Origin of the sequence: Methylobacterium currus (genome assembly GCF_003058325.1) — a bacterium.
GTDB lineage: Bacteria > Pseudomonadota > Alphaproteobacteria > Rhizobiales > Beijerinckiaceae > Methylobacterium > Methylobacterium currus.
The window spans coordinates 5,882,367-5,902,373 of the sequence record NZ_CP028843.1 but is presented as its reverse complement, the minus strand read 5'-3'; the positions used below and the strand labels follow the sequence as shown (position 1 = coordinate 5,902,373).

Here is a 20,007-nt window from a genome sequence, read left to right as displayed (position 1 = left end):
GGAACGAATGTTCTGCCGGGCCGTTTGCCGGGTCCCGATTATCCCGAGATGCGGGCGCGGGGTTTGCGAAAAACACCGGGGCCGTATCCCAGCCATGCCTTGACAGTGTTCGGTATAGCGAACAGTTACCGTCTCACACAAGCAGCCAATCCCGGGCTCCCCATGACCCTTCCCCTCGACGGCGCGGCGCAGGAGCTGGCCTCGCGCCTGCGTCCCCTCGCCCTGCCGGCGCGCCTCGCGCTGATCGACGCGACGGTGGACGGCCGCCTGGTCTTCACCACGAGCTTCGGCCTCGAGGACCAGGCCCTCACCCACGCCCTTCGCATGGCGAAGTCGCGGGTTGAGATCGTCACCCTCGATACCGGCCGGCTCTTCCCCGAGACCTACGACGTCTGGGCCGAGACCGAGGCGGCCTACGGCTTCCGCATCCGCGCCTATGCGCCCGAGCGCGAGGCCTCGGAGCATTTCGTGTCGGAATCCGGCATCAACGGGTTTCGCCATTCGGTGGCGGCGCGTCAGGCCTGCTGCGGCTTCCGCAAGGTCGAGCCCCTGGGCCGGGCGCTGGCCGGCGCCGCGGGCTGGCTCACCGGCCTGCGCGCCGGGCAATCGGCCAACCGGGCCGAGACGCCGCTGGCCGAGGCCGATCACGCCCGCGGGCTGATCAAGCTCAACCCCTTGGCCGACTGGACCCGCGAGGCGATCGCCGAGCTGATCCACCAGAACTACGTGCCCTACAACGTCCTGCACGATCGCGGCTTCCCGTCGATCGGCTGCGCGCCCTGCACCCGCGCCGTGAAGGTCGGCGAGCCCGAGCGCGCCGGCCGCTGGTGGTGGGAGCAGGCCGGCAAGCAGGAATGCGGCCTCCATGTCGCCGGGGCGCCCGGCAGCGAGATCAAGCCCGGTCGGGAGCCCGCCGCCTTCGAGCCGGCACAGTCCGACAGTAAACACTCGCCCGAATCATCCTCGACCAAGACCAATCCGGAGCTGGCCGCATGAGCGCCGCCCTCAAGACCCGTACGGACGGCCTCGACCGCCTGACCCACCTTCAGCGACTGGAGGCCGAAAGCATCCACATCATGCGGGAGACGGTCGCCGAGACCGAGAACCCGGTGATGCTGTACTCGATCGGCAAGGATTCCTCGGTGCTGCTGCACCTGGCCCTGAAGGCCTTCGCGCCGGGCCGGCTGCCGTTCCCGCTGCTCCACGTCGACACGACCTGGAAGTTCCGCGAGATGATCGCGTTCCGCGATCGGCGCGCGAAGGAGCTCGGCCTCGATCTCCTCGTCTACACCAACCCGGACGGGCTCGCCCGCGGCATCGGGCCGGTGAGCCACGGCTCCGAGGTCCATACCGACGTGATGAAGACCCAGGCGCTTCGCCAGGCTCTCGACAAGTACAAGTTCGACGCGGCCTTCGGCGGCGCGCGTCGCGACGAGGAGGCCTCGCGGGCCAAGGAGCGCATCGTCTCGCTGCGCACCGCCCAGCACCGCTGGGACCCGAAGCGCCAGCGCGCCGAGCCCTGGCATCTCTACAACATGAAGAAGCAGCGAGGGGAATCCCTTCGCGTGTTCCCGCTGTCGAACTGGACCGAGCTCGATATCTGGCTCTACATCGAGCAGGAGAACATCCCGATCGTGCCGCTCTACTTCGCGGCCGAGCGCCCTGTGGTGAGCCGCGACAGGCAGCTGATCATGGTCGACGACGAGCGCCTGCCGCTCAATCCCGGCGAGACGCCGGAGATGCGCCGGGTGCGCTTCCGGACGCTCGGCTGCTACCCGCTGACCGGGGCGGTGGAGAGCGATGCCGCGACCCTGCCGGAGATCATCGGCGAGACGCTGGCCGCCCGCACCTCCGAGCGGCAGGGCCGGGTGATCGACAAGGACGGCGCCGGCGCCATGGAGCGCAAGAAGCAGGAAGGTTACTTCTGATGACCGTGCACCAATCCACCCGCGCCTTCGGCTACGAGGCCTTCCTCGCCGCCCACCAGCGCAAGGAAGTGCTGCGGTTCATCACCTGCGGCTCGGTCGATGACGGCAAGTCGACCCTGATCGGGCGGCTTCTGCACGACACCAAGCAGATCTTCGACGATCAGGTCAGCGCGCTGGAGCGCGACTCGCGCCGCCACGGCACCCGGGGCGGGGAGCTGGATCTGGCGCTCCTCGTCGACGGCCTTCAGGCCGAGCGCGAGCAGGGCATCACCATCGACGTCGCCTACCGGTTCTTCTCCACCGAGCGGCGCTCGTTCATCGTCGCCGACACCCCCGGCCACGTCCAGTACACCCGCAACATGGCGACCGGCGCCTCGACCGCCGAGGTCGCGGTGCTGCTCGTGGATGCCCGCAAGGGCCTGAGCCCGCAGACCCGGCGCCACGCCCTGCTGGTCTCGATGCTCGGCATCCGCCGCGTCGTGCTGGCGGTCAACAAGATGGACCTGATCGGCTGGTCTGAAGGCCGGTTCGAGGCGATCGTGGCCGAGTTCCAGGCCTTCGCGACGGGACTGAGCTTCGCCGAGGTCACCGGCATCCCGCTCTCGGCGGCGAACGGCGACAACGTCGTGCTGCCCGGCGCTGCCGCCCCCTGGTACACCGGTGCGCCGCTGCTGCAATACCTCGAAGAGGTGCCGGCCCATGTCGAGGAGGAGGTCGCCCCCTTCCGCATGGCGGTGCAGTGGGTCAACCGGCCGAATTCCGACTTCCGCGGCTTCTCGGGGCTGATCGCGTCCGGCTCGGTCGCGGTCGGCGACGCGGTGGTGGTGGCGCCCTCGGGCACCCCGTCCACGGTCGCCCGGATCGTCACCTATGACGGCGACCTCACCCGCGCCATCGCCGGCCAGTCGGTGACCCTGGTCCTCGCCGACGAGGTCGACGCCTCGCGCGGCAGCGTCATCGCGGCGGCCGGGCAGGCGCCGATCGTGAGCGACCGGCTCGATGTGCGGCTGTTCTGGGCCAACGAGACCGAGCTGAAGCCGGGAGCGAGCTACCTCGCCAAGGTCGGCACCGTGACGGCGAACGCCCTGGTCGAAGCGGTGCGCGCGCGCATCGACACCGAGACCGGGCAGGGCGTGCCGGCCGAGTCTCTGAGCGCCAACGACATCGGCGACGTCACCTTGAGCCTCGACCGCAAGGTCGCGGTCGATGCCTATCGCCAGAACCGCGACACCGGCAGCCTGATCCTGATCGACCGCACGACCACCGACACGGCGGCGCTCGGCCTGGTCCAGGCCCTGCCGGCGGCCCCGCAGGGCGGGACCAAGGCCGAGGCGCCGCGATCCGAGGCGAAGACCGAGGCGGCGCCCGCCCGCGGCGGGCTCCTCGGCTCGCTGCGCAGGCTGTTCCGGGGCGCCTCCCCGGCGCTCGTCGCCGGGGCCTCGCTCCTGGCTCTCGCCGGAGCGCCCGCCCCGGCGAGGGCGCAAGCCCTCCTGAACGTCTCCTACGACCCGACCCGGGAGCTGTACCGGGCGATCGACGCGGCCTTCGCCAAGGAGTGGAAGGCCAAGACCGGCGAGACCGTGACGGTGCGCGCCTCGCATGGCGGCTCCGGCGCCCAGGCCCGCTCGGTGATCGACGGGCTGCCGGCGGACGTGGTGACGCTGGCGCTCGCCAGCGACATCGACGCCATCGCCGCCCGGTCGAAGAAGCTGCCGGCCGACTGGCAGAAGCGGTTGCCGCACAACTCGACGCCCTACACCTCGACCATCGTGTTCCTGGTGCGCAAGGGCAATCCGAAGGGCGTGAAGGACTGGGACGACCTGGTGAGGCCGGGGATCCAGGTCATCACCCCGAACCCGAAGACCTCGGGCGGCGCGCGCTGGAACTACCTCGCGGCCTATGCCTACGCGCTGTCGAAGAACAACGGCGACGAGGGCAAGGCGCGCGAGTTCATCACCGCGCTGTTCAAGAACGTGCCGGTGCTCGACACGGGAGCGCGCGGCGCCACCACCACCTTCGTGCAGCGGGGCTTGGGCGACGTGCTGATCGCCTGGGAGAACGAGGCGTTCCTGGCCGACGAGGAATTCGGCAAGGGCAAGTTCGACATCGTCGTGCCCTCGCTCTCGATCCTGGCCGAGCCGCCGGTGGCGCTCGTCGACGCCAATGTCGACCAGAAGGGCACCCGCAAGCAGGCTGAGGCCTACCTGCAGTTCCTCTATACGCCGGCGGCGCAGGCCCTCATCGCCAAGAACTTCTACCGCCCGCGCGACGAATCCGCGGCGGCCAAGGAGGACCTGGCCCGCTTCCCGAAGCTGAAGCTCGTCACCATCGACGACACCTTCGGCGGCTGGGCGAAGGCCCAGAAGACCCATTTCGACGATGGCGGCGTGTTCGACGCCGTCCTGAAGTCCCGGCAATGAGCGACGCCGCGGCCCTGTCCGCGGGGCGGGCCGCCTCCCGCTTCCGCCGCCCGAGCGCGCTGCCGGGCTTTCGCCTGACCTTCGGGATCACGCTGACCTACCTGACCCTGCTGGTGCTGCTGCCGCTGGCAGTGCTGCTCCTGCGGGCCGCCAGCGTCGGTCCGGCCGGATTGTGGGCGCTGATCACCGATGCCCGCAACCTCGCGGCGCTGAAGACCTCGTTCGGCCTGTCGCTGGCCGCCGCCGCCATCGACGCGGTGTTCGGCCTCCTGATTGCCTGGGTGCTGACCCGCTACCGGTTTCCGGGCCGGCGGATCATCGACGCGTTGGTCGATCTGCCCTTCGCGCTGCCGACGGCGGTCGCCGGCATCGCGCTGGCCAGCCTCTACGCGCCGAACGGCTGGCTCGGCGAGCCCCTGATGGGCCTCGGGATCAAGGTCGCCTATACGCCCCTCGGCATTCTGGTGGCGCTGGTCTTCGTCGGCCTGCCGTTCTGCGTCCGCACGGTGCAGCCGCTGGTGGCCGAGATCGACAAATCGAGCGAGGAGGCCGCCGCGATCCTCGGCGCCTCGCGCTTCCGGGCCCTCGTCACGGTGATCCTGCCGCCGCTGATCCCCGCGATGCTCACCGGCTTCGCCCTCGCCTTCGCCCGGGCGGTCGGCGAGTACGGCTCGGTGATCTTCGTCGCCGGCAACCTGCCTTTCGTCTCGGAAATCGCCCCGCTCCTGATCGTGATCAAGCTCGAGGAGTTCAACTATGCGGGCGCCACCGCCATCGCGGCCGTGATGCTGCTGATGTCCTTCGCCGCGCTCCTCGCCATCAACCTGGTGCAGGATGTCAGCCGCCGCAGGTTCGGGCATGTCTGAGACCGCCGTTCCCTCCATTCGCCCGTCGATCCGCCCCGCTTCAAGCGGGCCGCACGCGGCGCTGACCGAGCCCCGCCCGGTCCGCATCGCCCTGACGCTCGCGGCCGTCGCCTTCCTGGGCCTGTTCCTGCTGCTGCCGCTGGCGGTGGTGTTCGTCGAGGCGCTCAGCAAGGGCGTGGGCGCCTACCTCGCCACCTTCGCCGAGCCGGACGCGCTCGCGGCGATCCGCCTGACCCTGCTCGTCGCGGTGATCGCGGTGCCGCTCAACGTCGTGTTCGGGCTGTGCGCCTCCTGGGCCATCGCCAAGTTCGACTTCCGCGGCCGCAACCTGCTCATCACCCTCATCGACCTGCCGTTCTCGGTCTCGCCGGTGGTGGCGGGCCTGATCTACGTGCTGATCTTCGGGGCGCAGGGGCTGCTCGGGCCGTTCCTGAACCGCCACGGAATCGAGATCATCTTCGCGGTTCCGGGCATCGTGCTCGCCACGGTATTCGTCACCTTCCCGTTCGTGGCCCGCGAGCTGATCCCGCTGATGCAGGACCAGGGCACCACCGACGAGGAGGCCGCGTTGACCCTCGGGGCGAGCCCGTGGCGGGTCTTCCGGACCGTGACGCTGCCCAACGTGCGCTGGGCTTTGCTCTACGGCGTGCTGCTCTGCAACGCCCGGGCGATGGGCGAGTTCGGCGCCGTCTCGGTCGTGTCGGGTCGCATCCGGGGGCTCACCAACACCATGCCGCTGCACGTCGAGATCCTGTACAACGAGTACAACTACGTGGCGGCGTTCGGGATCGCCTCGCTGTTGGCGCTCCTGGCGCTCGTCACCCTGGCGGGCAAGACTTTCCTCGAATGGCGCCACGCGGATGCGCTGGCCGGACGCGGAGCCCACTGAGATGACGGCAGGATTCGCTCCCACCGCCCTGTCCCTGCGCCGCGACGCGCAGGCCCGTCCGGTCGAGGCCGCATCCCCCGAGCGCCTGCGCCATGCCGGCACCGCGGTGCGCGTCGACGGCATCGTCAAGCGCTATGGCGGCCCCGGGCCGGCGGCGCTCGAAGGCGTCAGCCTGGCGATCGAGCCCGGCGAGCTGCTGGCCCTGCTCGGACCCTCGGGCTCAGGGAAAACGACGCTTCTGCGCGTCATCGCCGGCCTCGAGATCCCGGATGGCGGCAGGGTGTTCTTCGGCTCGCAGGACACCACCGACATCGCCGTCCAGCGCCGCGGCGTCGGCTTCGTGTTCCAGCACTACGCCCTGTTCCGCCACCTCACCGTGTTCGAGAACATCGCCTACGGCCTGCGCTCGCGGCCCCGGGCCCACCGCCCGAAGGAGGACGAGATCCGGCGCCGGGTCGAGCGCCTGCTGGAGCTGGTGCAGCTGCCCGATCTCGCCAAACGCTATCCGGGCCAACTCTCCGGCGGCCAGCGCCAGCGCGTCGCGCTCGCTCGCGCCTTGGCCGTCGAGCCCTCCGTGCTCCTGCTCGACGAGCCGTTCGGCGCGCTCGACGCCCAGGTGCGCAAGGACCTGCGCCGCTGGCTGCGCGAGATCCACCGCGAGACCGGCCAGACCACGATCTTCGTCACCCACGACCAGGACGAGGCGCTGGAGCTCGCCGACCGGATCGCGATCCTCAACAAGGGCCGCATCGAGCAGGTCGGCGCGCCGCACGAGGTGCAGGACCACCCGGCCTCGCGCTTCGTGATGTCCTTCGTCGGCGAGACCGCGCGCCTGGCCGCCGATGTCTCGGGCGACGAGGTCCGGGTCGCGGGCCGCCCGGTCATCGCAGCGGAGCCCGGCTGGCCGCAAGGCCCCGTCGATCTCTGCCTGCGGCCGTGGGACCTCACGGTCGGGCAGGGGCCCGGCACGCTGCCGGGCACCGTGCGCGAATGGCGCCGCACCGGGCGGGGCACCGTCGCGGAGATCCTCCTGGATGGTGCCGAGGCGCCGATCGAGGTGAAGGTGACGGACGTCTACGAGCCGGGCGACCGGGTGGCGCTCGCGGTGGGCGCGGCGCGGGTGTTTCCGCGCGGGTGAGCGCGGGGGGCGCTGCCTCCGTCCGGCTCCGCACCCGTGCTTGCGGCTACCGCCTGACCCGCCGGCTCCGCGCCTCCTGCGCGGAAACATCCTCCTGTGCCCGCAGCCGGTCGACGAACACCGTCGCGGCCCGGGCGATGTGCTGGCGCGAGAGACGATCGGCGGTCTCGCCGTCGCCCGCCGCCACCGCCTCGAGGATCGCCGCGTGCTCGTCCCAGATGCGGCGCGGCATCGTCTCGTCCTTGCGCAAGACCTCGCCCATGATCCGCTGCAGGTGGTTGAAGTGCGGCGCCGCCGTCTCGACGATGATCGGGTTCTCGGCGATCTCGCCGAGGAAGCGGTGGAAGGCGATGTCGGCGGCGATCAGCTCTGCGACCGAGCCGGCTTCCGCGGCGGCGCGTCCCGCCGCCACCAGGGGCGGGCCCTCCCGGCCGGCGCGGGCGGCGTTGCGCTCGGCGGCGAGCCGGCTCGTCAAGCCTTCGAGCACGCCGCGCACCTCGTAGAGGTTCTGCACGAACGAGGCTTCGAGCGGCGCCACCACCAGCCCGCGGCGTGGCGCGTCGCGCACGATGCCGTGGTTGCGCAGGAGCAGGAGCGCCTGCTGCACCGGCTGGCGCGAGACGCCGTAGGCATCGGCCAGCTCGTCCTGGATCAGACGCGCGTTCGGCGCCAGACGGCCTTCCGTGATCTCGCTGAAGATCGCCCCGTAGACCTGCTCGACGAGCCGGTGGCGCGTCAGGCTGCGGGCGTCAGACTCGCCGGCCATGGCCGGAACCCCTTTCACGCAAAAACCCCTCCCAGACGTGTTGCGCAAACCGGGCGCCCGTGCAATACCGAATTCGAAATTCAAATTCCGAATTCAATGAAGGTCGCGGTCGAGAGAGGCCGACGGCTCCGGAATTTCCGAGGGAGAAACGCCATGACCGATCCCTGGATGTCTCGCCCACGCTCGGCGAGTCTCCACCGGCGGCACCTGCTGGCCTCCGGCCTCGGTGCCGCCGCCGCGCTGGCCGCCGGATTCCCGCGGCCGGCCCTGGCGCAGGGACAGAAGCTCGCCTTCAAGCTCGGCACCGACCTGCCGGTGCCGCACCCGGTCAATGTGCGCCTCAAGGAGGCGATCGCGGCGATCGCCCAGGAGACGAGTGGCGCCGTCGAGATCAGCCTGTTTCCGTCGAACCAGCTCGGGAGCGACTCGGACATGCTGTCCCAGATCCGCTCCGGGGCGCTCGAACTCGCGACCTTCCCCGGCACCGTGGTCTCGACCCTGGTGCCGGCGACCTCGCTCACCGGGATCGGCTTCGCCTTCACGAGCTACGACAAGGTCTGGGCCGCGATGGACGGGGAGGTCGGCGGCTATATCCGCCGGGCGATCGAGAAGGCGAACCTCGTCCCCTTCGAGACGACCTGGGACAACGGCTTCCGGCAGATCACCACCAGCACCAAGCCGATCCGGACGCCCGACGACCTCAAGAACTTCAAGATCCGCGTGCCGGTAGTGCCGCTCTGGGTCTCGATGTTTGCTGCGCTCGGCGCCGCGCCGGTCAGCATCCCGTTGAGCGAAGCTTATTCGGCACTGCAGACCCGGATCGCCGACGGGCAGGAGAACCCGCTGGCGCTGATCAACTTCGCCAAGTTCTACGAGGTGCAGAAATACTGCTCGCTCACCAACCACGCCTGGGACGGGTTCTGGATGATGGCGAGCGGCCGGATCTGGCGCGGCGTGCCGGCGGATGTGCGCGGCATCCTGGAGAAGCACCTCAACGCCGCGGCCTTGAAGGAGCGCGACGACATCGCCCAGGCCAACCGCGATACCCAGAAGGAGCTGGAGGGGAGGGGGTTGGTGTTCAACACCACCGACCCGAATGCCTTCCAGGCCGCGCTCAAGGCGACCAAGTTCTACGGCCAGTGGCGCGAGAAGTTCGGGCCGGAGGCCTGGGCGCTGGTGCAGAAATATGCCGGGGATATCGGCTGAGGTATTTGAATCGCGTTCACGCGGACCGATTCGACCACTTTCGCTCGTCCGATCTCCGACCCCATCCTGAGGTGCTGAGCGATCGAAGATCGACGCGATCTTTGATCGACCAGCCTCGAAGGCGATTCCAGGGACCGCGAGACGTCTGGAAGCCTCCTTCGAGGCTCCCTGCGGGCGGCGACCGTCGACCGCCGGTCACCTCAGGGGAGGCTGTAGGCGGGGTAACCCGCGCAAACTATTCACCCGCGTCTTGAGCAGAGAGACTGAGCGAGGACCACGACGATGAGGGATGTGCTCACGCCCGGGCAGATGCTCGCCGTCCAGGCGCGCCTGCAGCCCGACCGGATCGGCGCACGCGACCTCGAGCGCGAGATGACCTTCCGGCAGTGGAACGCCCGCGCCTGCCGCCTCGCCAACGGCCTGCTGGGCCTCGGCTTGCGCAAAGGCGAGCGGGTGGCGGTGCTGGCCTACAATTGCGTCGAGTGGCTGGAGATCTACGCCGCGATGGCGAAGGCCGGCCTCGTCGCGGTGCCGATCAACTTCCGGCTGGTCGGCCCGGAGGTGCGCTACATCCTGGAGGACGCCGAGGTCTCCGCCCTGATCCTGCAGGACGAACTGGCCGGCACGATCGAGGAGATCCGCGCCGACCTGCCGGTCGCGGAATCCCGGGTGGTGTGGTTCGGGGCGAGCCCGTGCCCGGCGGGCTTCTCGTCCTACGAGGACCTGATCGGCAAGGCGCGGGAGGACGAGCCCGGCACGGCGATCGACCCGGCCGATCCCTGGATGCTGATGTATACGTCCGGCACCACCGGCAAGCCGAAAGGCGCGATCCGCTCGCATCGCGGCGCCGCCATGCTGTCCATGATTACCGACATCGAGCTCGGCGTCCATCGGCGCGATTCGGCGCTGCTGGTCATGCCCATGTGCCACGCCAACTCGCTCTACTTCTTCGGCGCGTTCAGCTATTGCGGCGGCGTGACGAGCGTATACTCGCGCAAGAGCTTCGATCCCGAGCATTGCGTGCGCGCCCTCGCCGAGGGCGGTGCGAGCTTCACCTCCCTGGTGCCGACCCATTACGCGATGATGCTGGGCCTGAGCCAGCAAGTGCGGAGCCGCTACGACCTCACCCGCATCACCCGCCTGATGATCTCCTCGGCCCCGGCCCGGCCCGACACCAAGCGGGCGGTGATGGAGTTCTTCCCCAATTCCGGCCTCTACGAATTGTACGGCGCCACCGAGGTCGGCTGGGCGACGATGCTGCACCCGCCCGAGCAATTCACCAAGCTGGGCTCGGTCGGCCGCGAATGCGTCGGCTCGGCGCCGATCCGGCTGCTGGATGAGGCCGGCAACGAGGTGGCGGACGGCGAGGCCGGCGAGCTGTATTGCAACAATCCCTACCTGTTCGACGGCTACTGGAAGCTGCCGGAGAAGACGAAGGAGGCCTTCCGCGGCGAGTATTGCACCGTCGGCGACATGGCCCGGCGCGACGCGGACGGGTTCATCCACCTCGTCGACCGCAAGAGCAACATGATCATCTCGGGCGGTGAGAACATCTATCCGTCCGAGGTCGAAGCCCTGCTCGGCGGCCACCCGGCGGTGCACGACGTGGCGGTGATCGGCCTGCCCGACGAGACCTGGGGCGAGCGCGTCCACGCGGTGATCGTCCTGCGCGACGGCGCGACCGCCACCGAGGCCGAGATCCTCGGCTGGTGCAAGGACCGGCTCGCCGGCTTCAAGCGCCCGCGCACGGTCTCGTTCCTGGAGGACGGGGCGATGCCGCGCACCGCGACGGGCAAGAACCTGCACCGGAAGCTGAAGGAAAGGCTGGTGCGGGGGGACGTCTGATTCGACGTCCGCACCCCATCAAACGCCCCTCCTCCGGGAGGAACAACGACACAACGGGAGGGAAACCCATGAGCCAGACCGTCCAGGACCTCAACGCCGACGCGCAATCCTGCGCCGCCTGGATCGCGCAGTTCCTGAAGGCGCGTGGCGTCGACCGGGTCTTCGGGCTCCAGGGCGGTCATATCCAGCCGATCTGGGACCATTGCGCCCGCCTCGGCATCCGCATCGTCGACGTGCGCGACGAGGGCGCGGCCGTCCACATGGCCCATGCCCACGCGGAGCTGACTGGGGAACTCGGGGTCTGCATGGCGACCGCCGGGCCCGGCGTCACCAACTGCGTCACCGGTATCGCCAACGCCTCGCTCGCCCGCGTGCCCGTGCTGCTGATCGGCGGCTGCACCTCGCGGCCGCAGGCCAATCTCGGCCCGCTCCAGGACATCCCGCACGTCGACATCCTGCGCCCGGTCACCCGCCAGTCGCGCACCGCCCGCGTCGCCGACCAGGTGATCCGCGAGCTCGACGAGGCGGTGGCCCGTGCCATGGGCGATCTGGCTGAACCGGGCCCGGTCTACATCGAGATCCCGACCGATGTGCTGCGCGCCCACGTCCCGCCGCAGCTGGTGCTGGACGACTGGATGCGCCCCAAGGCGCCGCGGGTGCTTCCGCCCGATCCGGCCGGGGTCGCGGCCGCCGTCGAGGTGCTGTGGGGGGCGCGTCGTCCGCTGGTGGTGAGCGGCCGCGGCGCCCGGAATGCCGGGCCCGAGCTGGTCCGGCTCCTCGATGCGCTGGGCGCGGTCTATCTCGACACGCAGGAGAGCCGCGGCCTGGTGCCGGCCGACCATCCCGCGACCGTCGGCGCGATGCGGGCCGCCGCCATGACCGAGGCCGACGTGGTCCTGGTGGTCGGCCGCAAGCTCGACTACCAGCTCGGCTACGGCTCGCCGGCGGTCTTCCCGAATGCCCGCTTCGTGCGCATCGCCGACACCGCCGGCGAGCTCGTCGACAACCGCCGCGGCGAGCCGGAATTGCTCGCCACCCCGGCTTTGGCGCTGGCGGCGATCGTCGACGCCGCCGGCAACCGCGCGCCCTCCCTCGACAAGGCCTGGTCCGAGGGCCTGCGCGAGCGCCACGTCCGGCGCTCGACCGGGGCCAAGGTGCCGCAGACGGGAGAGGACGGCCGCGTCCATCCGGCGGCGATCTTCGAGGCGATCCGCCAGGTCGCGGCCCCCGACTACATCGCGGTGGCCGATGGCGGCGACCTCCTGAGCTTCGCCCGGGTCGGCCTGGAGGCGCGGACCTACATGGATGCGGGCGCCTTCGGCTGCCTCGGCATCGGCGTGCCCTACGCCACCGCGGCCTCGCTCGCCTATCCGGACCGGCAGGTGATCTGCGTCACCGGCGACGGCGCCTTCGGCATCAACGCGATGGAGATCGACACCGCGGTCCGCCACGGCGCCAAGCCGGTCATCATCGTGTCGAACAACGCCGCCTGGAACATCGAGCGCTACGACCAGGAGTTCAATTACGGCGGCCGGGTCGTCGGCACGCTGCTGGCCGATTCCGACTACGCCGCCATGGCCCGGGCGCTCGGCGCCCATGGCGAGCGGATCGAGCGGCCGGAGGATCTGCCGGCCGCGATCGAGCGGGCCCTCGCCAACGCCCCGGCACTCATCGACGTCACCACCTCGCAGGTCGCGGTGTCGTCGGATGCCCGCAAGGGCCTCGGCTTCGTGCCCGACTACCAGCCGCTCACCGCCTGGGACGATGCCGAGCGGCGGCGGCGCGGCGAGGCCGTGTGATACCATCGCGCTTTCGCATCGACACGTCGATGCGAAAGCGTCCGGCGCATCAGCGCCGGCGCCCGTCCGGGCTTAGCCAGCGCCTTCGAACGAGTCCGTTCGAAGGCGCGGCGGTATGACGCGCCGCGTCCGGACGCGGATCGCGACCCGCGGCGTCACCGCCCCGGGCCGCGATCCGGCGGCGGGCGATAGGCCTCGGGGGGCAGGTCGCGCGACAGGGTCTCGCCGGCGCCGCGGCCCGGCGCCGGGCTCGGTGCCGGGGTGGCGCCGGGGGGTTCGGCCGGCGGGGGGCTGTCGGTGATGTAGCGCTGGGAGCCGCTCCGGGGCGTCGCCTCGGGCGCCGGCGGGGCTTCGGGTGGCCGTGTTTCGGGGGGGCTGGGCGCGAGGTAGCGGCGCCCGCCCTCGGCCGGCGGCGGCACAGGGACGGTCGGGCGGGTCGGGGCCGGCTCCGCCTGGGGTTGCGGCCGCGGCTGTGGTTGCGGGCGTTCCGGAGGGGGCGGCACCGGACGGGCCTCCGGCGCGGGCTCCGCTTTGGCGGGGCGGGGCACCGCCTTGGCCGGGCGCCGGCGGGGGGCCGGGCGCGGCGCGGGCACCTGGACCACGCCGTCGACGGGCAGCGCGATCGTCAGGTGCTGGACCGCCGCCACGAGGTCGTCGAGGCTCGCCTGGGCGGTGCGGCAGAGCCGGATCCGCAGCGACAGGGCGCGGCGCGGCGCGGACGGATCGGCGACACCGAAGATCCCGTCGCGGGACGTCGCCTGCGCGCCGCGGCGGGGCCGCTCGAACCACTGCCACGCGTAGAGGCAATCGGCCCCGAGCGCCATGCCGACCGGGCCGTAGGCGTTGCGCCCCGGCCTCGCCTGCACCCGCATTGTCTCGCCGGGGAAGCGCACCGCGATCTCGCCCGCGATGCCGAACTCGCTCGGCTTGGCGAGCCGCGGCGGGAAGGCGAGGAGCAAGTCGCCGGTCTCGTTGCGCAAGCCGATCTCGGCGTGGTTGCGCCCGTCGCCCCCCCCGTAGGTGATGCGCTGGTCGAAGCCGTCGCGGTGGCGGGTCTCGATCACCGCGGTGACCCGGCCGGCGCCCGGCAGCCGCAGGGCCGGGGCGGCCTGCGCCAGGGCGCTTCCCGCGCCCGCGAACCCGGCGATCACGGCGAGAAGGCAGAGGGGGAGGCGGGCGCTCACGGATAGCCTCTCTCGGAGGGGAGCGCGCGCTCCGAGGTGGAGCGGGCCGGCACCGAGAAGCGGACGCTCTCAGGGGAGGCGGACCGGGTGCGGTCGCCCTGCTGGTCCTGCCACAGCGTCCCGGGCGGGGGCGCGCTCAGGCCCTCCGGCTTGTCGAGGCCGTTATAGCCCGGCAGGAGCGTGTAGCCGTAGCGCTCGTAGGGCATCGCGCCGGCACCGGGCACCCGGCGGGCCACCAGCGGCGGCGCCGGCACCGCCGGCTCGCGGGCATAGGTCCCCGCAGCCGCCTGACCGGGGCCTTGGCCGGCCGCCGGATAGCGGAGCGGATTGTCGAGGGGCACCGCCAGGGGGAACTCGCCGCGCTGGACCGCCGGGGGCACCGCCTCGGCCCGGCCGCCGGCGCCCGGGGCGTCCGGCCGGGGCACGCGGCCGTAAGTGCCCTGAGGCTCGGGCCGCGGGGCGTTGGCCGCCGCGGGCGCGGCCCGGCCGGTTGGCGCATTCGCGACCTGCACGGCGCAGGGGAGCGGCGGGCCGCCCTGGCTCTCGCGGAACAGGAGGTCGACCACCTTCGGGAAGAGGCCGTCGTAGCGGTTGACCACCTCGAGATACGGGCGCTGGCGCCGCAGGCGCTGCAGGGTCAGGGCGTAGCCGAACACCGTGCTCTCGCTCGGCATCCAGGCGACCGCGCGCTGGAACCATTCGAGGGCGGCGTCGAACTGGCAGGAATTGTAGGCGTACCAGGCCAGGCCCTGCGCGCCCTCGCCGGAGGCGGTGGCGTTGACGACGCGGGCGTAGCGCTCGATCCGGGCCGGCTCGATATAGGGCGGGCTCGCCAGCGTCAGCTTGCGCTCCAGGAGGTCGATGAACAGCAGCTCGTTGCCGACGAAGCGGTCGCGCCAGGCGAACGCCACCTCCTCGGCCTCGCGCATCATGTTGAGCTCGCGCAGGGTATGGGCGAGGCCGTGCGCCACCATGGCGTCGCCGCCCCGCGCGATCGCCAGCTTGAACCATTCCAGCGCCTCGCGGAACTGGCGCCGCTTGTAGGCGTACCAGCCGAGCAGCCCGGTCTGGCTCGGCTCGGCGGTCTTGCGGGCATAGGCCTGGAAGGCGCTGAGCTCAGGGAGCGTCGGCGTCTGGGCCGGCTCGTCGTGCAGGAAGGCGGCGATCCGCGCCCGGGTGATGTCGAGGCGGATCGGCTCGAACTCGGACACCCCGGACGAATCCTGGCGGCCCGGATCTTGTCGGCCCATGGCGATCAGGCGCTCGGCCTGCTCCATTTTGATATGGGCCATCGCCTTCTGGATCGTGGCGAGGCGCGCGCCGGTGTCGGCGTTGCCGTCCAGCACCGACTTGTAGAGGTTGAACGCGTCCTCGGTCGCCCCCGTGGCGGCAAGGTCGTCGGCGATCGTCCAGATGCTCTCGACGTCGGCCGGGTCGAGGGCGCTCGGATCGGCGCGGTAGAGCGCGACGACCTCTTCCGGGTTCTTGCCCGCCGCCGCCGCGATGCTGGAGCGGAACTCGGCCCGGCGCAGCTTGCGCCCCAGCTCTTCGGAGGGCTGCCAGGACGGCTCGACCGAGCGGCGCGCGGTGATCGCGGCGCGCAGGTCCTGGAGGCGGCCGGCAGTGAACAGGTCCCAGAGCGGCGCCTCCTCGGGCGGGCTCGGCTGCAGGCTGTCGAGGTCCGGCGGCTCGGTCCAGCCCGGATAGAGCCGCTTCAGGCGGGCGATCTCCGCCTTCATCCGGGCGGTCTGCTTCTGCGAGGCGTAGTAGCGCAGGGCGCTCTCGTCGACCATGCCGGGCGTGCGGGAGGTCTCGGGGTCGACCATGATGGCCGGCGCGCGCACGCCGTCGCCGTAGACGACCCGCGGCACCGCGGTCTCGGGCGCCTGGGCGAAGGCAGGCGCCGCGGCCAAGAAAAGTCCCGCCGCGGCCAGGAAAAGTCCCGCCGCGGCCAGGACAAGTTCCGCCGCAGCGAGGCCGAGGGCGAAGGCGGGCGGCAGGCGGAGTCTCACGACTTGAGGCATGACGGGGTGCGCATCCGGGCCGCGACCAGGGCGAGGAGGTGGAGCGTCGCCGGGTAGTAGTTCTGCCCGTCCTGCACGCTGCGTAAAGCCTCCGGGAAGGGCGTGCCGTCCTGTGCACAGGCGACGAGGGCCGGCAGCGCGGTGTAGCCCGGCTCGGTCAGCCACTCGACCGGGCGGCCGTCGCGGGTATCGACGATCGGCAGGCGCTCGCGGTCGATCCCGCCCCACAGGGTCCGGAACGGCGCGTAATCCTCCGGCCGGCCGACGCCCGCCCAGGCGAGGTAGAGCGGGATGCGGATGGCATTGTAGGAGAAGAGCGGCGGGAAGCCGTCGGCAGGGCGCAGGGCCTCGTCCTTGGCGGAGATCCACTCGGTCGGCAGGCCGCTCGGTCCGAAGCGCGAGCGGCGCAGGATCTCGATGCCGCTGCGGATCACCGAGGCCCAGTCGTATTCGGGCGCGACGATGCTCAATCGCTGGAAGGCCGGGAAGACCCAGTAGGAGAGGTTGACCAAAGGCCCGTCGGCCCGGTCGCGGGCGGCGAAGCCGGCGACCGCCGGCAGCACCAGGGGTCCGGGGGCGGCACGGAACAGGATCGTCTTGCGGCCGAACTCCACGGCGATGCGCCGTGCCGCCGTCCGGTAGGACGGCTCGCCCCAGGCCTCCGCCGCCTCGGTCAGGGCCCAGGCGACCAGGATGTCGCCGTCGGTGGCGTTGTTCATGTCGGCGACCGCGGGGCGGTGGTCCGGCGCCCAGCGCCAGGCCAGCAACTCGTCGGAGCGCACCAGCAGGTTGGCGCGGGTCCAGCCCCAGATCCGCTCGAAGGTGGCCCGGTCATTGGCCGCCACCGCCAGCAGCATGCCGTAGCCCTGGCCCTCGCTGTGGCTGATGAAGCCGTTGGCGGTGTCGATGATCCGGCCCTTCTCGGTGACGAACCGGGCCCGGTAGGCGCGCCAGCCCGGATCGTCCCCGAGGCTGCCGGCCAGCGCCGGCACGGAAGCGCGGCCCGGCATGTCGCCCGGACTGGCCGGGGGCAGGCTCGGCACGGCGATGGCGGGGGGCACGGGGGTTGCCTCCTGTCCTTGCGCGAGTTGGCCCGGCGCACCGTCGGGCGCAGGAACGGCCTGCTGCGGTACTTGCAGATCTTGGACGGCCTGCGGCGCCTGACCAGCCTGGGCCGCCGGCTGGGGCGCCTGCGGCATCGGGTCGGCCTGCGGCGCCTGTGCCCATCCGGTCACCGTCGTCAGGAGCAGGAACGCGGCGCAGGCGGGCGCGGGGCGGGACCGGCGGCTCATCGGTTCCTCCGGCCGAGCTGGCGTACCAGGCTCGTCGTCGCGAGCCCGAGGCAGAGCGCCATGACCAGCGTCATCGCCACGTAGGCGCCGGGATTGAGGGAGAGCCAGGCCGCCGAGACGAGGCGCAGGTTCGCGAGGCCCCGGCTTTGCGTCTCGATCAGCCCGATGCGCTTGGGCTGCACGGTGCTGAGGCTGCCGTCCGAGGCGTCGAGAAAGGCGGCCTGGCCGACGAGGCCGGTCCACACCACCGGATCGACGAGGCAGGAGACCGACGCCTTGAGCATCGAGGCATTCGGTGCGGTCACCAGCACGGTCCCGTCCGCGAGCCGCCCTCCCGCCCCTTGCGCGATGATCACCGAGGCGCGGGGATTGAGCGGCACCGCCTCCGGCGCCGGCCCGCCGGCGAGGCGAAGCGCGAGGTCGCGGGTCTCCGCCGCCCGCTGGATCAGGCCGGTCCAGGCATTGGCAAGCACGGCCGGGACGACGCCGAAGCCGCGCGCCGACTCGTCCCAGCGCGCGAACAGGTCCGCCTCGCTGTCGGCGGGCGCCTCGGCGGGGTCGGGCGCGGGGGCAGGCGTCGTGGCTTGCACCGGTGCTTGCGCCGGGACCGCGGCGGCCGTGCGCAGGGGCGTGGTGAGGGCCGGCAGGGCGCAGCGCATCGGCAGGTTGCGGCGCAGGCGGTCGAGGGTGACGACGCCCTCGGCCCCGAACGGGCCGGGGGTGGCCACGGTCTCGGCCCGTCCCTCCCAGATCCCCCGGATCTGTGCCGGATCGAGGCCGACCGCCTCGAGGGCGGCGGGGGTGAGGGCGCGGACCGGGGCGACGATGAGGTGGGCGCCGCCGCCCGCCTCGCGCTCGTCGCTGCCGATCTCGAAATCGATCACGCGCCCGGCCGCGATGGCCAGGCGCGCCGCCAGGGTCGCGGCGGCGGAGGCCGAGTCGCGGTCCGGGGTGGGCAGGACCAGGCGCGGGCGCGGGCCGGCTGGCGAGAGACCGGGCGCCAGGAACGGCACCGCGCCGGCCTTGACGGCGGCGAGGTCGGGGCTGCGCACCGCGCGGGCGAGGGCCGGGACGTCGATCCGGGTGCGGTCGAGGAACAGGAAGCGGGCGCGCTTGGCGCCCGGCGCCAGGGTGTCGCAGGTCCGGTCGGCGGCGGTGGGAAGCTGGGCGCTGATCTCGACGCGGTTCAGACCCGGGCGCCACAGGCTCAGGGGCAGCGGGATCGCGCTGTCGGTGAACACCTCGCCGCGGCTGTAGGGCAGGGGCACGCTGGCGGCGTTGCGGCCGTTGATGTCGACGACGATCCGGGCGCTCGGCTCCAGGCCGGCCGCGTAGCCCCCGGCAAGGTGCAGGATCACCTTGCCGTAATCGGCCGGGACGAAATCGGCCGGGAAGCGCACCGCGAAGCCGACCCGCAGGAGCCGGCCGTTGAACTCGCGGCTCGCGACCCCGAGCTGCTCGAGGGTCAGGCTCTCGCCGCCCTGGACCGGGTAGCCCCGGCTCAGTTCGGCGAGCCTCGTCCCCGCCGGCGTGCCGGACCCGTCGCCCGAGGCAGCGAGCGTCGCGATGGCCTGGCGGACATCCGCCGCGGACGGACCCGTGACGACGACGGTCGGGGCGCGGCTGCCGCGGGGCGCCAGCACGGCGACCCGTGGGCCGGTGATCGGACCCAGCTCCTCCAGCCCTTCCGTGCCGCGGATCTCCGCGGCGGTGCCGACGACGAGGTTGAGGCCGGCGCGGCCGGAGAGGGCCTGGCCGAAGCTCACCGCCGGCCGGGCCAGCCGCCCGACCAGGGCGACCGCCTGCACGGCGCCGATCATCCGCTCGAGCCGCTCCGGGCTCGGCCGCTCGGTGAGCAGCACGCCGATCGGCAGCGCGCCGCTCTCGTCGGGCTCGAGCGCCGCCAGGGTCTTGAGGTCGAGGTCGGCGGCCTGGCCCACGACGAGGCCGGAGCGCGACGGATCGATCTGGGTCCACAGCTCGTAGGTGGCCTCGGTCGAGCAATCGACCCGGTGGCGCTGGCTCGCGGCGAGCGCCACCGCGTTGTAGCCGGGCCGGAGCAGGCCCTCGGGGATGGGGAACTCCACCACCTTGACGGCGCCGGGCGCCTGGATCCGGGTCCAGCCGACCTTGGTGCCGTTGACGCTGCCCGACAGCTCGGAGGATTCCGGCGCCACCGAGATCGCCGACAGGTACGAGACGCGCAGCTTCGCCGATCCCCGGGCCTGCGCCTCGGTCAGGTAGACGGGGAATTGCAGCGCGTCCTCCTCGCCGGCGAGGCGATAGCCGCGGGCGCCGGCGGGAAACCGCCGCGCCGCCTCGACCGCCGCCACGACCGCCATGCCGCGGCGGGCGGGATTGGCCTCGGGCGGCTGTCCCTGCGGCCCTTGCCCTTGGGTTCCCTGTCCCTGCGGCCCTTGCCCCAGCGGTCCTTGCCCTTGCGGCCGCGGCGGCGCAGCGCGAAAGGGCTCGCCGGCGGGCGGCAGGGTCAGGCGCTCGGTCGGGCCGGTGCCGAGGAAGCTCTGGGCGAGGGTAGGAGTGGCGGACAGGCACAGGACGAGTGCCGCCACCGTCCGCCCGCAGGATGCGCGCCTCTCCTGCCCGGCCGAGCCCGCGCCCGTCCGGTCGCGGGCAAGCCCGGAAACGGCTG

General features: G+C 72.1%; 14 protein-coding genes and 1 pseudogene. 10 read left to right on the top strand and 5 right to left on the bottom strand.

The genetic code is table 11. The annotated features are described in order from the left end of the window. Positions 1-162: 162 nt before the first annotated feature. The 7 genes and pseudogenes from DA075_RS27060 (at position 163) to DA075_RS27035 (ending at position 7,241) form a co-directional block, all read left to right on the top strand. Positions 163-996 carry a phosphoadenylyl-sulfate reductase gene (locus DA075_RS27060; protein WP_099955858.1) on the top strand — a complete coding sequence of 278 codons (834 nt, stop codon included), beginning with the start codon at positions 163-165 and terminating at the stop codon, positions 994-996. Beyond that, positions 993-1,928, top strand: coding sequence for a sulfate adenylyltransferase subunit CysD (gene cysD, locus DA075_RS27055; protein WP_099955857.1), 936 nt, complete (start codon positions 993-995; stop codon positions 1,926-1,928). Before DA075_RS27060 ends, cysD begins: the two co-directional genes overlap by 4 nt. Then, positions 1,928-3,340, top strand: a pseudogene (gene cysN, locus DA075_RS37745) (sulfate adenylyltransferase subunit CysN); the annotation flags it as partial. The gene cysD and the pseudogene cysN, both read left to right, overlap by 1 nt. 33 nt (positions 3,341-3,373) lie before the next feature. After that, positions 3,374-4,348: a sulfate ABC transporter substrate-binding protein gene (locus DA075_RS37740; protein ID WP_244936639.1), complete on the top strand. Its 975-nt coding sequence runs from the start codon at positions 3,374-3,376 to the stop codon at positions 4,346-4,348. Further along, entirely contained in the window at positions 4,345-5,214 is an 870-nt protein-coding gene (gene cysT / locus DA075_RS27045; RefSeq protein WP_099955855.1) for a sulfate ABC transporter permease subunit CysT, read from the top strand. Before DA075_RS37740 ends, cysT begins: the two co-directional genes overlap by 4 nt. After that, positions 5,207-6,103: a sulfate ABC transporter permease subunit CysW gene (gene cysW / locus DA075_RS27040; RefSeq protein WP_099955854.1), complete on the top strand. Its 897-nt coding sequence runs from the start codon at positions 5,207-5,209 to the stop codon at positions 6,101-6,103. The genes cysT and cysW overlap by 8 nt, the downstream gene beginning before the upstream one ends. A gap of 1 nt (position 6,104) precedes the next feature. Next, positions 6,105-7,241, top strand: a complete 1,137-nt coding sequence (locus DA075_RS27035) for a sulfate/molybdate ABC transporter ATP-binding protein (protein ID WP_099955853.1) — start codon at positions 6,105-6,107, stop codon at positions 7,239-7,241. 46 nt (positions 7,242-7,287) lie between these two features. Here DA075_RS27035 and DA075_RS27030 read toward each other — a convergent pair whose 3' ends face one another. Continuing rightward, positions 7,288-8,007 (bottom strand): GntR family transcriptional regulator, encoded by a 720-nt coding sequence (locus tag DA075_RS27030; protein WP_099955852.1) that lies wholly within the window; start codon positions 8,005-8,007, stop codon positions 7,288-7,290. Positions 8,008-8,160: 153 nt separating this feature from the next. Between DA075_RS27030 and DA075_RS27025 the strand changes: the two genes are divergently transcribed. From DA075_RS27025 to DA075_RS27015, 3 genes are all read left to right on the top strand, one after another. Beyond that, positions 8,161-9,213, top strand: a complete 1,053-nt coding sequence (locus DA075_RS27025) for a TRAP transporter substrate-binding protein (protein WP_244936381.1) — start codon at positions 8,161-8,163, stop codon at positions 9,211-9,213. Positions 9,214-9,495: 282 nt separating this feature from the next. Next, positions 9,496-11,058: a class I adenylate-forming enzyme family protein gene (locus DA075_RS27020; RefSeq protein WP_099955851.1), complete on the top strand. Its 1,563-nt coding sequence runs from the start codon at positions 9,496-9,498 to the stop codon at positions 11,056-11,058. 68 nt (positions 11,059-11,126) lie between these two features. Continuing rightward, the gene (locus DA075_RS27015; RefSeq protein ID WP_099955850.1) at positions 11,127-12,857 is read left to right on the top strand and encodes a thiamine pyrophosphate-binding protein; all 1,731 of its coding nucleotides are present in this window, start codon (positions 11,127-11,129) and stop codon (positions 12,855-12,857) included. Positions 12,858-13,012: 155 nt separating this feature from the next. On the opposite strand, the gene bcsN is transcribed toward DA075_RS27015, so the two are convergent. Genes bcsN through DA075_RS26995 form a run of 4 tightly spaced genes read right to left on the bottom strand, consistent with a single transcriptional unit; the run spans position 13,013 to position 19,927 of the window. Further along, positions 13,013-14,041 carry a cellulose biosynthesis protein BcsN gene (gene bcsN, locus DA075_RS27010; protein ID WP_099955849.1) on the bottom strand — a complete coding sequence of 343 codons (1,029 nt, stop codon included), beginning with the start codon at positions 14,039-14,041 and terminating at the stop codon, positions 13,013-13,015. After that, positions 14,038-16,065, bottom strand: a complete 2,028-nt coding sequence (locus DA075_RS27005; protein ID WP_244936378.1) for a hypothetical protein — start codon at positions 16,063-16,065, stop codon at positions 14,038-14,040. The genes bcsN and DA075_RS27005 overlap by 4 nt, the downstream gene beginning before the upstream one ends. Next, a complete protein-coding gene (locus tag DA075_RS27000) occupies positions 16,050-17,357 on the bottom strand; it encodes a family 8 glycosyl hydrolase (protein ID WP_244936375.1) in 1,308 nt (435 codons plus the stop codon). Before DA075_RS27000 ends, DA075_RS27005 begins: the two co-directional genes overlap by 16 nt. Continuing rightward, positions 17,354-19,927 (bottom strand): cellulose biosynthesis cyclic di-GMP-binding regulatory protein BcsB, encoded by a 2,574-nt coding sequence (locus tag DA075_RS26995; RefSeq protein ID WP_244936372.1) that lies wholly within the window; start codon positions 19,925-19,927, stop codon positions 17,354-17,356. Before DA075_RS26995 ends, DA075_RS27000 begins: the two co-directional genes overlap by 4 nt. Between the last annotated feature and the right edge of the window lie 80 nt (positions 19,928-20,007).